We start from the raw sequence: 14875 nt of genomic DNA on the forward strand, positions 1-14875 counted from the left end.
CAAGCCGACGCATTAACAATGCAAGCCGACGCATTAACAAGGCGGCCGACGCATTGTCATTGGAGGGTATTGCCGAATTTAATTCGCTATGAATTAATGAAATGTTGTACTTAGTTAGTAAAGAAGGCAAATCATGCAACTACATCGATTCGACAACATTCAGGAATAGTGGATATCTTAGACTGGCAACTGAAGGCGATCGCTCCAATTAAATTACTTTGGTGAGAGTTTTGGCAAACCTCCTCTAACTTGTCACACTTGGGGGGAGATTAAGTATGCTGTATTCTGAACTTCAGCGATAAATTGCTTTTTGAATAAATGCTTAATTTTATTTCTTATTTGTTTTTAGCTCAAGCATCGCCTTCTCCTGCACCACAGGAAATCTTCGTTCCTCAACAAACAAGACCTTTAACAGGATATCTTGACGAAGTACCAGTATTTAACAGTAATAATCCAGAAGTAGTTAAGAGTGAAGGAATTCTGCTATCTACATTTCCTCCTCAAAACAAAAAAGTGCCCAGCGCCCATCTGAACTTTCCATTTCAGGGAAGGTTTGATTTATTTTCTCACCATATTGCTAGAGCGATTGAGACGCCAAATGATTTGCGGACTCTTTATTTGGGAGTGATTGTTTACAATCCCAGCGATCGCTCTGCAACTGTCAATATATTGCAAGCAGCTAGTTATGTGAGTCAACCTGATGCACCTTTTATCAAGCTTCCCGCCATGCAATCAAATAATTCGGGAAACATTTATGCAGGGCCTGGCGATCGCGTCATGAATGATGTGCTGCGAGTCAGACGACAAGGATGGCCAGCCCAGTTGGTAATTCCACCAAAACAAAGCCGGATGTTAATGAATCATCCAATTCCAGTGCGGACTTTAACGCCGCCATTGAATGGACGTTCTACTTTATTACGTTTGTATAGCGATCGTCCTGTTTATCTGGCGAACCTGGCCATGTTTGCCAAACCCAATGCCGATGGTAGCGAACGAGCGCCTACTTTAGAAGAATGGGAGAATTTATTAGAAAATGGTGATTTTGCTGGGCCCCGCGAATCTGCTCCCAGTCCTCCAGATAAGCTTGCAGGAGCAACAGAAATTTACGGACGGGTAGCGGGAGTAGCTGTTGGCTCTCGTTGGCAAGCACAAGTTACCGACTCTAATAGTTCATACCTAACAATTCCCGAATTAGGACAAGCTTTTTCCTACGGTTTAAGTACCCTTTTAGCTGGCAAAATGGGTACTGGACAAAACCAAACTGCTAAACTCGTAGCGCGCTATCCTGGTACTGCTTACGAAGCTCACGGCAACTACGGCATTGAATACAATATCTCTCTACCATTATTCAACAATACGGATAAGCTGCAAACTATAAATGTACTTTTTCAAACGCCGATTAAAGAAGATGAGTTAAGTAAACCAGGGCTTCGCTTTTTTTCACCACCCGCACCAGCTGTCTTTTTCCGAGGCACTGTTCGTATTCGCTACAATGACGATAATGGCTTACCTATAACTCAATATTGGCATTTAGTTCAACAACGGGGGCAGATGGGAGAACCGCTGGCTCAATTAAAAATATCTCCTGGACAGCGCCGACTAGTAGAAATGGATTTTCTCTACCCACCTGATGCTACGCCTCCTCAAATGCTGACAATTCAAACTGTAGATCGAAATTAACAATTTAAAATTCCAGAAGTATTGTATGGAATACAAGTCTTGAGTTGAGTGCAATTTCTGATAAAACAGATGTTGTTCTTAATCTCCTGGGGCAAAATAGAAAACATGACAATTGAATCCAATTCCTCTAATCTACCAACCCCAGAACCAGACCCCGAAAATGATTTGCAGCCGGATGACTTTGACGGGAGTGCAAATGAGAAAAACCTAGCCTCAGAAGCACTAGCGACACAACAAGCACTAGCAGCAATTCGGTCTTTGCAATCTCCGCAACATACAACTGCTTTACAACAAGCCCGTTCTGACTTCAAACAACCCATTAGCAAGCAATTCACAGTTAAGCCGAGAGCATTGCTGATTATTTTAATCGCGATCGCCATTACCTTCACTGGGATTATCCTCAATAATTGGATCGTCGGCATTATCGGAACACTGATGGCTTTGCTACTATCCCTGGCGATATTATTGCCTTGGTTGCAAGAAGTTTTAGACGAATGGTTTTCACCCCAAGAACGTACCCTGTTTGTGGCCTTTTTGGGACTAATAGTAGCCATTATCGGCACGATCAGGTTCACAGGTGTAGGCGATCGCTTGCTGCTTTTAGGACGCCAGATTAACTGGGAAACTGCTGGTAGCCTTGCAGAATGGTTTGGCGCTTTGGGGCAAATTCTCATCGCCATCATTGCCGTTTACGTAGCATGGCGACAATATGTTATTTCCAAAGACTTGACAATTCAGCAAAATATGCTGACAGTTCAGCAAAATATCATCACCCAGCAACAGACAATTGATTCCTACTTCCAAGGCGTTTCCGACTTGGTATTAGATGAAGAAGGATTATTAGAAGATTGGCCCCAAGAAAGAGCGATCGCTGAAGGACGCACTGCGGCAATTTTAAGTAGTGTCGATGGTAGTGGGAAAGCGAAAATTCTCCGTTTTTTGTCACGTTCCAAGTTGCTGTCGCCCCTAAAACGCGATCGCTTATTAGGTCGAGCCATTCTTGATGGAACTGGCGGATATGCAGAAGACCGCCTCGAAGGTGTGCGCGTCATCGATTTAGGCGTAATGCTAGCCGCAGCAGACCTTTCTGGTACTGATTTACGTTGGACTGATCTGAGCGAAGCTAATCTTGTCCGCGCCAATCTGAGCGGTTGCGATTTAGTAAAAGCCAACCTCTCCCGCACAATTTTATATGGTGCGAATCTCAATGATGCTGACATCAACGGGATTCGCCTATTCTATGGTGTAGTAGATAAAGCCTCACCCCGCAGTCGCACCCAACCACCAGATTATGAAACCGGCGAACAAACCGGCGCTGTGGTAGAAAATGCCGATTTCAGTAACGTACAACGAATGTCTGAGTCTACACGTAACTACTGTTGCACTTGGGGTGGCGAGAAAACTAGAGGTACTATTCCTGGTGGTTGTGAAGGTATTCCTAATAAGTTGGGAAGATAGTGACAGCAAAATCTAGAATTCAGGAGTAAAACACCCTTTAGGGACTGACAAAAAATAAAATATACAAGCAATATTAACAATTCAAAATTCAAAATTCAAAATTAAAGACATTTTCAGACGGGGATTTAAACCCCATCTGAAACTGACCGGAGGCGGAGTGGTTTTACTCCTAAATTCTGAATTCAGAATTTAGGAGTAAATAGTTATCCTGGCAAAAGAGTATCATATTGTACAAAAATTATTGACATTGTTTACAAGTATTAATTTGCTTGAAAAAGTTTAGATAAAATGCCAGCATTCTAGAAATTTGATTGCTATATTAGATTAAATAACTATTCTGGCAAGGGTTTAAAAGCTGTGCGGGATGATTTACAGGGATTGGAAATTAGTCAGAACGATCTGCAAAAGCTGACTAATTTACCTGTCAATGAGAAACTTATAATCATTACAAATCCTCTCAAGAGATTAGTAAATGTATATATACAAAAACTTCAAAGCTCTGAAGGAGCGACTGTAGTTTTTATTGGATTTTCTACATTTCTTTTTGTCTATATTTTATTCGATCTAATTATTAAAATGTTTGTGACGTGGATAACAATTCCATCATGGATATTATTATTTTTTTTAGGACTTTGGGTTGGCGGTCTGACGCAAAGTATTTTGTATTTTATCTGGAAAAGTAAAAGTAAGCTTGTTAAAGCTAATATGACAAAATCTCTGCAAATCCTGTTAAACGAGGTTAATAGATATAATACTGTTATTAGAGTTATAGATATTAATGACCAAATAGAAGAAGCTGGTAATCCAGAAGTGATTATCAAGGAAAGAGAGGATGTAATCGAAGCGCTTAAACTTACCAAAACTGATTTAGTTCGCGCTTTGAAGACAGAAAGGATTTTGAGAAAAAATAAGAATTTTATCCTCAGTAATACAGAACTATTTGTCAACAATTTAGCAACTTTAACAGCGATGCAAGTAACAGAGGAGGCTACTGAACATGGAAGGTTACTCAATGAAGCATTACAAATTGCATTAGATGTGCAATACGAAATGAAAAGATTACAGACTCAACGTTAAGATAATTTGTAATTAAGTTTTGTAATAGGAATTTAGAAAGCACTCGTAAATTCACTCGGTACTCAGTAAGAGTTAGAGAAAGCGTAGATGCTATTGATAAATCCATAGAGGTTGCTGGGTGAATTGGCTTCCAGTCTGCTAGTAAAATATTCTCAATGGCTTTTTTCCATAATCTTTCCCACGGTTGCAATCCCCGGTCTAACATAAAGAATAATCGTAAAGCGATCGCTTATCCGTATGGACTGGAAAGAAATTAGAGGGAACTGGGTAATCATTCCCCAAAATCCCATAGGTATCGTTCATTTTTTAGGAGGTGCATTTGTCGCCACTGCACCGCACATCACTTATCGCTGGTTGCTCGAACAACTGGCAAGTAAAGGCTACGTTGTAATTGCTACGCCTTTCGTCAATACATTGGATCATACTGCGATCGCCAAATCTGTGCTGTTAAACTTTGACCGCACCCTCGAACGATTGCATGATTCTAGGGCATTACGCAAGCTTTACTTTCCCATCTACGGCGTTGGACACAGTATGGGCTGTAAACTCCACTTGCTGATTGGTAGCCTGTTTAAAGTAGAACGTGCAGGGAATATTTTAATATCCTTCAACAACTACGCCGCTAAAGAAGCTATCCCTCTAGTAGAGCAGTTCAATTCTACTTTGAAAATCGAATTTACCCCTTCGCCGTTGGAAACTAACAAACTTGTCCAAGAACATTACAATGTCCGGCGCAATTTATTAATAAAATTTAGTAATGACACCATCGATCAATCGGCAGCTTTAACCAAAATCTTACAAGAACGTTTTGATGAGATGGTGACAGCACAAACGTTACCAGGAAATCATACAACACCTTTGGGTCAAGATATTAAATGGCAAACGGGAACATCTTTTACCCCCTTTGATGCTTTAGGGCAATGGTTCAAACAAGAAGCATACCGTGACTTAAACCAGTTAAAAAGCAATATTCTTTTATGGCTAAATCCTTTGGGAACACCATAATATTTATGACTGTTAAATAGTCGTAAATTCGATCGGTAAATAGAAATGAGTTATAGTGCTTTTAATTTGAGTTTAATAAAGACCAAATCCTCAAATCCTTAAGCCTGTTGCTACAAAGAAGGGTACTCTCTCTTTCTTTTTAAGAGAGAGGAATCAAAATATATTGCATACATAGATATGTAGCGACTACTTTAAGAGTTCTCCATTGCGCTAGCGTCTCCCCTTCTCTCAAAGGGAGAGGCTAACGCCAAGAGAGAAGCAGTATCCGCAAGGTACAATAGCACTATAGCAGCATTTCTATATTGATATTACTAGCTTATTAGCTGACATCATATTTTTATTTTAGATTTTGGCAAAAAATTATTAATGAGTGTTTTCAACAAATTTATATGTTTCAAATACTAATAATTGATGACGACTATTCAATAAAAATACTCCTGAAAAGGATGTTGGAAAAACAGGGTTATGAAGTAGTTACTGCCAGTAGCGGTGAAGAAGGAATAGAAAAGGCACTAGCTTATCGTCCAGCACTAATTATTTGTGATTGGATCATGCCAGGGTTGAATGGTCTGGAAGTTTGCCACCACATTAAGACAGACCCCAAATTTTTCACCACATTTTTTATTTTATTAACATCCTTAGATTCCGTTGCCGATTGCGTCAAAGGTCTAGACGCTGGTGCTGATGATTTTATCTCTAAACCTATTGAGCATAATGAATTACAAGCACGGGTAAGAGCAGGATTACGCCTGCATCAGTTGAGTAGAGATTTGCAGGCTCAAAAGTTGCTTCTAGAATCAGAAATGTCAGAAGCAGCAGAATATGTGCGATCGCTGCTACCTCTTTCTATGGCTGAACCCTTCAATATAAATTTTCGATTCATTCCCTCACGACAACTCGGCGGTGACTGTTTCGATTACTATTGGCTCGATGATGACTATCTGGCAATTTACCTACTCGATACTGCCGGACATGGACTCAAAGCTACTCTTCCTTCTGTTTCAGTGCTGAATTTGTTGCGTTCCCGTGCGCTCAAAGGTCTTGATTACTATCAACCTAGTGATGTATTGAAGGCTTTAAATGACACTTTTCAGATGAATTATCAAAATGATAAATACTTTACGATTTGGTACGGAGTTTACAACCGAATCAACCGCCAGTTAATTTATGCTAGTGCAGGTCATCCACCAGCAGTTTTAGTAACCGGCACATCTCCAAGAAAGTCTGAAGTTCAACTCCTAAAAACCCCTGGTATGCCAGTTGGCATGTTTCCAGAGGCAAAATATGTTGATGGGTTTTACAATATTGAAAAATTCAGTACCCTTTATATTTTTAGTGATGGCGCTTATGAAATAACTAAATCAGACGGCACACTTTGGAGTTTGGATGCTTTTATTCAGCTACTGGTTAGCTTACAAGGTTCTGTTGATAGCCAACTCGATCGCGTACTCAGTTATTTAATAGCTCTGAACTCCAAAGATGCTTTTGATGATGATTTATCTATTTTGCAAATGAAGTTTGATTAATTATGTATTAGAGACTAAAACCTGATTAAATGCATCTTGGCTGGGAAATATTTCAAATACTTTATCCATATTAGTCAGTTCAAATAATATTCTGACTTGCTCATTAATTGAACAGAGAACAAGCTTAATATCTGCGGCTCGCAAGGTTTTAAAAGCTAATACTAAAGCTCCCAAACCCGAACTATCCATAAACGTTACATCTTTAAAATCAACTAACACAATTTTCGCACCACTTTCTAGAATATTTGTGATATTTTGTCGAAAGTCTTGTGAAGTTGTGGCATTCAAATTACCACTGAGCTTAATAACTTTTACTTGCTCTCTCATAATTATGTCACTCTGACTTATGTAAATAATACTCTGATTTCGCTATTATAGAACATTTAAAAATGCTTGTAAAATAAAATTTAAGATTAAATATTGATTAATAATTGATAATTAATCGGGATAGAGAAAGATTAATTATAAAAATTTGAATCTATTTTTTTGTAATTAAAAAAATTATTAGCTTAATTATGTATAGTTTTTTTACTATAAATAGACCAACTATAAATCAACCAGCTAAGTAAGTTGTCACGATCGACAACTGGTATATTTAGTTTTGTAAAGATGCTCAAATGACCAATTTATAAGCAGTTCGTTGATTTGATGTTCTATCATGTATGTTGATTTTTGAACGCCGCCTTACTTGCATCTTCTCGATTTAGATATATACTTACTTACATACAAGCTGAAGTTACTGCTTTTCAGATTATTTACCAAAGATTTTTGCAAAACTGAAATTCTCCAATAAATCTCACGATCGTAGCTGTCATTAAGCAATTCAAAATTCCAACAGTCTGAACTACACTTACGTATAGCTAAACCTAGTCCAGCAGCAGCTTTTCCTCCGTGAGTATTTATGATAGTAACTAGGATCTACATTTATTTATGTCCAATTACTTACATAATTGAAAAAATTTACCTCTGGACTACCGCTCTAGAGCCAAAAATTTAGGTTTAAACAGCGCCAAGCAAGCTAGAACCGACACCAAGGCTTTAAAAGAAGTTTTCTCAAGGCGATCGCCTTTGCTATTTTAGTATTCCCAATATCTGTCATTTATCGACAAATAATACAAAAAGTAAAGAGTTATGAATTTGTTACTCCTGTACAGACGCGATTAATCGCGTCTCTACTGCTCACGCCCTCAAACAGGACTCACTTTGGCTCTGTAAAGCAGCTTCTCACCTTGAAGGTAGCCAGTGTAGCGTATTTTGACTGTTTCTCCAGGTTGTGCAGTTCCCTCCAGCAATTGGTGCAGTTGGGGATCGTAAGGTAATTCTGCTCCCACAGGGGCGATCGCTTCTACTCCCCACGCCTGTAATAGCTTTTCTAGGGGTTTCTGCACCAAGGGTACTATTTTGACTGCTGCTAGCTGAGGATTTTCCTGCGCTTTCTGTGCTGCTGTGGGCCATTGCAATAATAAAGACTCCAGCAGTTGCAAACTCGACTGCTGGAGTTCTTGTAGCAATAATTCTCGCTGTTGTTCTAATTGAAGTTGCGAGCGATCGTACTCTCTTCTTAAATCTGTAATTTCTTGTAACAATTCCTGAGTAGGCGCTGTTTTCTCTGGTAACAACTCTACGGTTGAAAAAGTTGCGATTAATTCATTCAATGGCATCTGTAGCACTGGCGAAAGCTTAAGCAGCACATCTACCCGCATCTGCTCTAACTTTCCTTGGCGTAAGCGTAAAAGTTGACGCTCTGAGACACCAGCAGCGCGACTCAGACCTTTAAAACTAGAAATACCTACCTGTTGCATTAAATCTTGCAACTTTTGGGAATGGAGCATTGGGGCATGGGGCATGGGGCATGGGGCATGGGGCATTGGGCATTGGGCATTGGGAAATAATTGTTATAACTCCTAACTCCTAACTTTTAACTCCTAACTCCCCAGTTCCCAATGCCCTATTCCCTATTCCCTAATTTCTATTCTTCCAGTAAACTTCTCAACATCCAAGCTGTCTTTTCGTGTACTTGCATCCGTTGAGTCAATAAATCGGCGGTAGGTTCGTCGTTAACTTCCTCTATCACCGGGAAAATAGACCGTGCAGTTCTGACTACGGCTTCTTGTCCTTCCACAAGTTCGCGAATCATCTCCACAGCTTTCGGAACTCCGGGAGTTTCTGGAATCGAACTTAGTTTGGCATATTCGCTGTAGGTTCCTGGTGCAGGATAGCCAAGCGCTCTAATTCTTTCGGCTATTAAATCAACTGCTAAGGCTAATTCTGTATACTGGGTTTCAAACATCAAATGCAATGTTTGAAACATCGGCCCCGTTACATTCCAATGAAAGTTATGAGTTTTCAGATACAGTGTATAAGTGTCAGCTAACAGGTGAGATAAACCATCGGCAATTTTAGCCCTACTCGCCTCGTCAATGCCGATATTTACATTTTTGACTGTTACTTTCGATGACATAATGTTCTCCTAATTAGGTTATATGTAATGGGGGATTGGAAATTGGGCATTGGGAATTGGGGCATTGGGCATTGGGCATTGGGGAGGCAGTGCAGTCTTCTCCCAAAGGGAGAGGCTAGCGCCAAGGGGTCTCCCCAAGTGGAGCAACTGCCGTCATTGGGCATTGGTTATTAATTATTCTCCCTCATCTCCCTATTCCCCATGCCCCATGCCCACTCCCATTTTCTATGCCAAGTGCATCTTCAAAACGCTACGGGGTGCTTTACGAACTCTGGCTAAAACGGTTTCTTTGCCTAAACGCTGGCAAGCTTCATACCGATGGCAACCAGAAAAGCCATAATATTGTCCATCTACTTCTAGGACATCAATAGGTTCTTGCTGCCCAATTTCCGCAATCGATTCCATTAAGGCTTGTACTTTATTTGGATCGTTTGTACGGGGCAATGGCCGTTTTATCTGATTTAATGGAATTTCTTGGACTCTAACCATAAAGAGTTTATCCAACTAGTTCTGTTTTTTATCTCTAAATAAATCATAGTCGTTATGACTTCATTTTGCAACTAGTATTTAGGGCAAAATTGGTAATGGTATCATTGGAGCATTCATGCGACAAAAAAACCGCGCTACAAAGCAATTGGAAAATCAGCTCCAACGACGCATTAAGGGGCAGAAGACGCTTGAGTACTCGCTATCGCTTCCCTATCAGGTAGCCATGAAATTTTCATTTTGGCGTTTTCCCCACGCTGTGCTTACAACATTTTGTCTATTGGGACTGACTGCTGCATCAGGGCCTGAGAGCAACATCCAGGATATAGAACTGAAAATTGGGATTGTGCAAAGATTTGGCGCCGAAGCCACAGCCAAGCTGCAATTGGAACCTATAAAAGGCGATCGCTTAAAGCTAAAATTTCAAACGGGCAATAAGCAGCAAATCCTGTTTACTAAGAATCCTGTAAAGCTGGAAACAGTCATGCAAGCTTTACCCCAGTCAGCAGTCGAAGAAGTAGTAGTTTTGGGCACATACCGCACTTTTGAAACTGCGGAAGACAGTGCTAATAAATGGCGTTCTCAGGGAATGGAAGTGGAAATAGCCCAGCCAGAACGCTGGCAGGTTTGGGCTAAACGAGATGTTTACAGCACCCCTTTACTGCGACGCTTGTTATTACAAAACATCCAAGCTTCTACTAAAGATAAAGTATATCTTGATACTAAAGTTTTGAAGCAAGTGCCGCGAGTGAGTTGGGTGGTGGATGGTAATCGCTATAGCCCAAATGACTTGGAAATTAGCACTGATAAAAACTTAATTCGGGTAAATAAAACCGAAAAACCAGAGTTTGCTCGTCTTTATGCCGGTCGAATGAATTTGCAGCCAAATGCTTATGGCACATACACTCTCGTTAACCAAGTACCTTTAGAAACTTATTTGCGTGGAGTTGTGCCTTACGAAATCGGAACAGATGCACCAAAAGCGGCGCTGGAAGCTCAGGCAATTCTCGCTCGGACTTATGCCTTGAGGAATTTACGTCGGTTTGCCGCAGATAACTATCAGTTGTGTGCTGATACTCATTGCCAAGTTTATTATGGGCTAAAAGGAGCAGCTGCTAAAACAGACCAGGCGATCGCCTCAACTAAGGGTAAAGTACTAACTTATAAAAATGAACTCGTAGACGCCCTGTATTCTTCTACCACTGGTGGCGTCACCGCTTCCTTTAGCGATGTCTGGAATGGCGAAGATCGTCCCTATCTGCGTCCTGTACTGGATGCTCCGACTAATTTTTGGGACTTGTCTAAGCAGAATTTAGCAAATGAAAAGAATTTTCAGAAATTTATTAATACGCAACAAGGATTTAATGAAAGCAAGTGGGATATGTTTCGTTGGCATAAGGAAACGCCTTTAAAAGATATTATCAAGGACTTGCAGAAGTTTTTACTCGTGAAAAACAGTCCCCATGCCAAATTTAAGACAATTCAGGCTATGGCAGTATTGGAGCGCAGCCAGAGTGGACGTATCCTGCAACTTGCGGTTAAAACCGATCGCAGTACCTTTATTTTGCACAAAGACGAAGTTCGCAGTGCTTTTGCCGCTCCTACAAGTACGCTTTTTTACATCGAACCCCTGAACAAAGGCAAACCAGAACTCTGGGGATACGCTTTTATTGGTGGTGGATTAGGACATGGAGTCGGCTTGAGTCAAACTGGCGCTCAAAATTTAGCTAAACTAGGTTGGTCAAGTCCAAAAATTCTCCAATTTTACTATCCTGGTACTCAGATTCAAATTCTCAACAAAGAGACTAAGCTTTAAGCTTATTGGCATTCAAGTTGCATTTTTCGCTAGGAGTCGGGAGTTAAGAAGAGGCAAAAAATAGAGAGGAAACTCCATACTTAAAAAATTAAGCAGGAACACAACATTTACTGCGTTCCTGCCCACCATAAAATTAGACTTTTTTTCAAAGTCGCCTTCAGAGATAAACACGGCATTGCATTGCAAGGGTGTTAACTCTAGATATCCTGTTTGTATTTTGTCAACATTAGTAACTCTTGCAAGAGGTTTATGTTTGAGTTGTTTAACTCTTAGTAAAGGTCTTCTTCTTTGTGAGTTTCGATAGTTAAGTCAGAGGTTGGGTAGGCGACACAAGTCAGTACATATCCTTTCTCTATTTGTTCATCATCTAAGAATGACTGGTCACTCTGATCGACAGTACCCTTGATGATTTTACCTGCACAGGTCGAGCAAGCACCAGCGCGGCAAGAATAAGGCAAGTCAAGACCACCTTCTTCAGCAGCATCTAGAATATAGGTATCGTCATCAACGTCAATTGTTGTGTTAAGTCCTTCAGCCTCGTTGATTAGTGTCACTTTATAACTTGGCATTGAGAAATCCTCTCTTTTACAAACGGCAGTATAAGTTATCTTAAGGCAAAGGTCACGGCTGTTCTGTGGAATTAGCCGTTGGTTCAAATTTGCTTCAATTCTGATACTACGAGAAAAATTAAACGATGTAACTGGAAATTGAACCCGATTAGTAATGAAATTTAGTTACTTAATCCCGATAAGTTTTCTTTATATTATTTTCGACCCTAGCCAGGTTGTGATTAAAAAAAATTATATAAACAAAACGTAAACATGAGTAAGGTTAATGTTACCGATATTTTGTAGAACTTACGTAGAAGAGATTCACCAGCTCCTTTAAAAAATAGGGCTGTTTCATTTTCTAATCTGATTTAAATGCGCCCGTTATAACAGTAGAGATATAATTTTTATTTTGCCATTTTTTTGTTCATTATTATATTGACAAATGTCTGACATTATGAGTAGAAAAGGGGCTTTTCTTCTGAAGTCTTCCTTTTTGAGTACACGTAATTCTATCTAGCTTCAAATAAAGTCTTATTTATCCTTGAGAGGGTAGGACGAATGTTGTAGAGTCTAGACTGGTGAATCCCATGAAGAGAGAATCTGACTACTAGAAGCGTGGGAAGATCGAGAACAGAACTAATGAGGATCATGTATAATTCAGAAGCAGCTTTGGAAAAAGCAAGAGTGCGTGTAGGTTTGGTAGGTACTGGGTATGCGGCAAAGTTACGGGCTGAGGCATTGTTCCACGATCGGCGATCGCACATAGTCGCAGTTGTTGGTCATACAAGAGAAAAAACCGAAACCTTTGCTAGAGACTACCAGATTCAAGTCTTGAGTACTTGGCAAGAGCTAGTAGGGCGTGAAGATATAGACCTAGTAGCGATCTCTACTATTAATCGAGATCATGGTGCGATCGCTCGTGCAGCACTTAGCAACGGCAAACATGTGATTGTAGAGTATCCTCTTTCGTTGGATGTATTTGAAGCCGAGGAACTGATTGCCTTAGCCAAAGCACAACAAAAACTCCTACACGTTGAACATCTGGAACTTTTAGGTGGTTTGCATCAAGCTTTGAAGCAAAACTTAGACAAAATTGGTGAGGTATTTTATGTTCGATATAGCACCATCAATCCTCAAAATCCTGCACCCCGCAAATGGACTTATAACCACGAGTTGTTCGGCTTTCCCTTAATTGCTGCCCTGTCTCGCCTACATCGCCTCATCGATTTATTTGGTACAGTATTTAGTGTTAACTGTCATCAGCGATATTGGGAAATAGAACCGGAATACTACCAAACCTGTTTCTGCACTAGTGAACTGTCCTTTAACAGTGGACTTTTAGCCCAAGTCGTGTATGGCAAAGGCGAAAGTATTTGGCAATCAGAACGTAAGTTTGAAGTTCACGGTGAAAAAGGTGGTTTAATTTTTGATGGCGACACCGGAATATTCGTCCAGCCAGGGGAAACAACACCTATAGAGGTTGGGCCTCGCCGGGGTTTGTTCGCCAAAGATACGAGTATGGTGTTAGACCATCTTTTTGACGGGACTCCTTTGTACGTTACCCCAGAGGAAAGCTTGTATACCCTGCATGTTGCTGATACTGCACAAAGAGCTGCACAGACAGGGTTAACTATGTTTATGAAAGATACTTTAGATAAAAGTTAATGAAAACTGAACTAATTGTTATTTTATCCCAACGAGAAATAGAGAAAATGCGTCAAGCTGGGCGTTTAGCTGCTAAACTTCTCCAGCATCTAGAACCCTTTGTGAAACCAGGGGTTAGCACTCTCGAACTAAATGATGAAGCCGAACGTTGGACGCAAGCGCATGGAGCAAAAAGCGCACCCCTTGGCTATAAGGGTTATCCTAAATCGATTTGCACCAGTGTAAATGAGGTAATTTGTCACGGCATTCCCAACGCCAAGCAAATCCTCAAAGAAGGTGACATCATTAATATTGATGTCACACCGATTGTTGAAGGTTATCACGGCGATACATCCAAGACATTTTTTGTTGGTTCTCCTTCTCCAAAAACGAGAAAGCTGGTAGAGGTGACAGAAGAGTGTTTGCGTCTAGGTATTGCTGAAGTTAAGCCTGGGGCACGCATTGGCGATATTGGTGCAGCCATTCAAGAGTATGCTGAAGGACAAGGCTTTTCTGTAGTGCGAGATTTCGTTGGCCACGGCATCAGTAATATTTTCCATACTGCGCCGGATGTTCCCCACTATGGCACACGCGGTAAGGGCAAGCGCCTCAGAGCAGGGATGGTTTTTACCATTGAGCCAATGATTAATGAAGGTACTTACGAAGTCGAAGTTCTGGGCGATAAGTGGACTGCGGTAACGCGCGATCGCAAGCTTTCTGCTCAATGCGAGCATACCTTAGCTGTAACTGAAGATGGGGTTGAAATCCTTACCTTACCTGAAGGCGAGAATTACTGGGCTGTATGATTAATAATTCATAATTCATAATTCATAATTATGGGATTTGCAACTTGATTGGGGACTTCTAAGAAATAAATAGACTTCTTGGCATTTGTTGGGGTAAAGGGGAAGGTGGGGTTTCCTCTGGGGATAAGGGGTGGGGGAAAAGGGTAAAGAAATTCAAAATCCTTTCCCTTTAACATGAGTCCCTTTTCCCTAAGAGTGCAAAAAATATATTTTTGCAAGGTCAAATCTGCGACCAGAGCGTATGCAGAAACTCATGCGTTGCGGCGAATTCGGGGCAGAATCCGGGATTTTACTTCTTGCAGGAATGCTGAAATATCCCTCTTCTGTCACTTTCCGACATAAGCAAGTAGTAAATAACTGAAATT

At 40.6% G+C, this 14875-nt stretch carries 13 protein-coding genes; 8 read left to right on the forward strand and 5 right to left on the reverse strand.

The features are described from left to right. Nucleotides 1-318 precede the first annotated feature (318 nt). The 5 genes from RMX89_RS12145 (at nucleotide 319) to RMX89_RS12165 (ending at nucleotide 6746) form a co-directional block, all read left to right on the forward strand. Nucleotides 319-1680 (forward strand): DUF3370 domain-containing protein, encoded by a 1362-nt coding sequence (locus tag RMX89_RS12145; protein WP_322689106.1) that lies wholly within the window; start codon nucleotides 319-321, stop codon nucleotides 1678-1680. A gap of 105 nt (nucleotides 1681-1785) precedes the next feature. Beyond that, complete coding sequence (locus RMX89_RS12150; RefSeq protein WP_322675528.1) at nucleotides 1786-3138, forward strand: pentapeptide repeat-containing protein; 1353 nt, start codon at nucleotides 1786-1788, stop codon at nucleotides 3136-3138. Nucleotides 3139-3495: 357 nt separating this feature from the next. Continuing rightward, the gene (locus RMX89_RS12155; RefSeq protein ID WP_322689107.1) at nucleotides 3496-4215 is read left to right on the forward strand and encodes a hypothetical protein; all 720 of its coding nucleotides are present in this window, start codon (nucleotides 3496-3498) and stop codon (nucleotides 4213-4215) included. Nucleotides 4216-4452: 237 nt separating this feature from the next. After that, on the forward strand, nucleotides 4453-5220 hold the full coding sequence (locus RMX89_RS12160) for a DUF1350 family protein (RefSeq protein ID WP_322689108.1): 768 nt from the start codon (nucleotides 4453-4455) through the stop codon (nucleotides 5218-5220). A 389-nt stretch (nucleotides 5221-5609) separates the two neighbouring features. Further along, nucleotides 5610-6746 (forward strand): PP2C family protein-serine/threonine phosphatase, encoded by a 1137-nt coding sequence (locus RMX89_RS12165; protein WP_322689109.1) that lies wholly within the window; start codon nucleotides 5610-5612, stop codon nucleotides 6744-6746. On the opposite strand, the gene RMX89_RS12170 is transcribed toward RMX89_RS12165, so the two are convergent. From RMX89_RS12170 to RMX89_RS12185, 4 genes are all read right to left on the reverse strand, one after another. Further along, nucleotides 6747-7073, reverse strand: coding sequence for an STAS domain-containing protein (locus RMX89_RS12170; RefSeq protein ID WP_322675524.1), 327 nt, complete (start codon nucleotides 7071-7073; stop codon nucleotides 6747-6749). A gap of 860 nt (nucleotides 7074-7933) precedes the next feature. Beyond that, nucleotides 7934-8614, reverse strand: coding sequence for a nucleotide exchange factor GrpE (gene grpE / locus RMX89_RS12175; protein WP_322689110.1), 681 nt, complete (start codon nucleotides 8612-8614; stop codon nucleotides 7934-7936). 101 nt (nucleotides 8615-8715) lie between these two features. Further along, complete coding sequence (locus RMX89_RS12180; protein ID WP_289799395.1) at nucleotides 8716-9207, reverse strand: Dps family protein; 492 nt, start codon at nucleotides 9205-9207, stop codon at nucleotides 8716-8718. Between the two features lie 225 nt (nucleotides 9208-9432). Further along, nucleotides 9433-9696 (reverse strand): ParB N-terminal domain-containing protein, encoded by a 264-nt coding sequence (locus tag RMX89_RS12185; protein WP_194043156.1) that lies wholly within the window; start codon nucleotides 9694-9696, stop codon nucleotides 9433-9435. Nucleotides 9697-9811: 115 nt separating this feature from the next. Here RMX89_RS12185 and RMX89_RS12190 point away from each other — a divergent pair, with 115 nt between their 5' ends. Continuing rightward, entirely contained in the window at nucleotides 9812-11509 is a 1698-nt protein-coding gene (locus RMX89_RS12190; RefSeq protein WP_322689111.1) for a SpoIID/LytB domain-containing protein, read from the forward strand. A gap of 269 nt (nucleotides 11510-11778) precedes the next feature. Here RMX89_RS12190 and RMX89_RS12195 read toward each other — a convergent pair whose 3' ends face one another. Continuing rightward, nucleotides 11779-12078 (reverse strand): ferredoxin, encoded by a 300-nt coding sequence (locus RMX89_RS12195; protein ID WP_322675522.1) that lies wholly within the window; start codon nucleotides 12076-12078, stop codon nucleotides 11779-11781. A 630-nt stretch (nucleotides 12079-12708) separates the two neighbouring features. On the opposite strand from RMX89_RS12195, the gene RMX89_RS12200 reads away from it, so the two are divergent. Continuing rightward, nucleotides 12709-13725 carry a Gfo/Idh/MocA family oxidoreductase gene (locus RMX89_RS12200; protein WP_322689112.1) on the forward strand — a complete coding sequence of 339 codons (1017 nt, stop codon included), beginning with the start codon at nucleotides 12709-12711 and terminating at the stop codon, nucleotides 13723-13725. Continuing rightward, nucleotides 13725-14510, forward strand: coding sequence for a type I methionyl aminopeptidase (gene map / locus RMX89_RS12205; RefSeq protein WP_322684104.1), 786 nt, complete (start codon nucleotides 13725-13727; stop codon nucleotides 14508-14510). The genes RMX89_RS12200 and map overlap by 1 nt, the downstream gene beginning before the upstream one ends. Nucleotides 14511-14875: the final 365 nt, after the last annotated feature.

This window comes from Nostoc sp. DedSLP04, from assembly GCF_034530775.1.
In the GTDB taxonomy this organism is placed as follows: Bacteria; Cyanobacteriota; Cyanobacteriia; order Cyanobacteriales; family Nostocaceae; genus Nostoc.

Coding starts and splice junctions, on each gene's coding strand:
- RMX89_RS12200 (WP_322689112.1), top strand. CDS start 12,709: ATGTATAATTCAGAAGCAGCTTTGGAAAAAGCAAGAGTGCGTGTAGGT.
- RMX89_RS12185 (WP_194043156.1), bottom strand. CDS start 9,696: ATGGTTAGAGTCCAAGAAATTCCATTAAATCAGATAAAACGGCCATTG.
- RMX89_RS12180 (WP_289799395.1), bottom strand. CDS start 9,207: ATGTCATCGAAAGTAACAGTCAAAAATGTAAATATCGGCATTGACGAG.
- RMX89_RS12160 (WP_322689108.1), top strand. CDS start 4,453: ATGGACTGGAAAGAAATTAGAGGGAACTGGGTAATCATTCCCCAAAAT.
- grpE (WP_322689110.1), bottom strand. CDS start 8,614: ATGCCCCATGCCCCATGCCCCATGCCCCATGCCCCAATGCTCCATTCC.
- RMX89_RS12195 (WP_322675522.1), bottom strand. CDS start 12,078: ATGCCAAGTTATAAAGTGACACTAATCAACGAGGCTGAAGGACTTAAC.
- RMX89_RS12145 (WP_322689106.1), top strand. CDS start 319: ATGCTTAATTTTATTTCTTATTTGTTTTTAGCTCAAGCATCGCCTTCT.
- RMX89_RS12190 (WP_322689111.1), top strand. CDS start 9,812: ATGCGACAAAAAAACCGCGCTACAAAGCAATTGGAAAATCAGCTCCAA.
- RMX89_RS12150 (WP_322675528.1), top strand. CDS start 1,786: ATGACAATTGAATCCAATTCCTCTAATCTACCAACCCCAGAACCAGAC.
- RMX89_RS12170 (WP_322675524.1), bottom strand. CDS start 7,073: ATGAGAGAGCAAGTAAAAGTTATTAAGCTCAGTGGTAATTTGAATGCC.
- map (WP_322684104.1), top strand. CDS start 13,725: ATGAAAACTGAACTAATTGTTATTTTATCCCAACGAGAAATAGAGAAA.
- RMX89_RS12165 (WP_322689109.1), top strand. CDS start 5,610: ATGTTTCAAATACTAATAATTGATGACGACTATTCAATAAAAATACTC.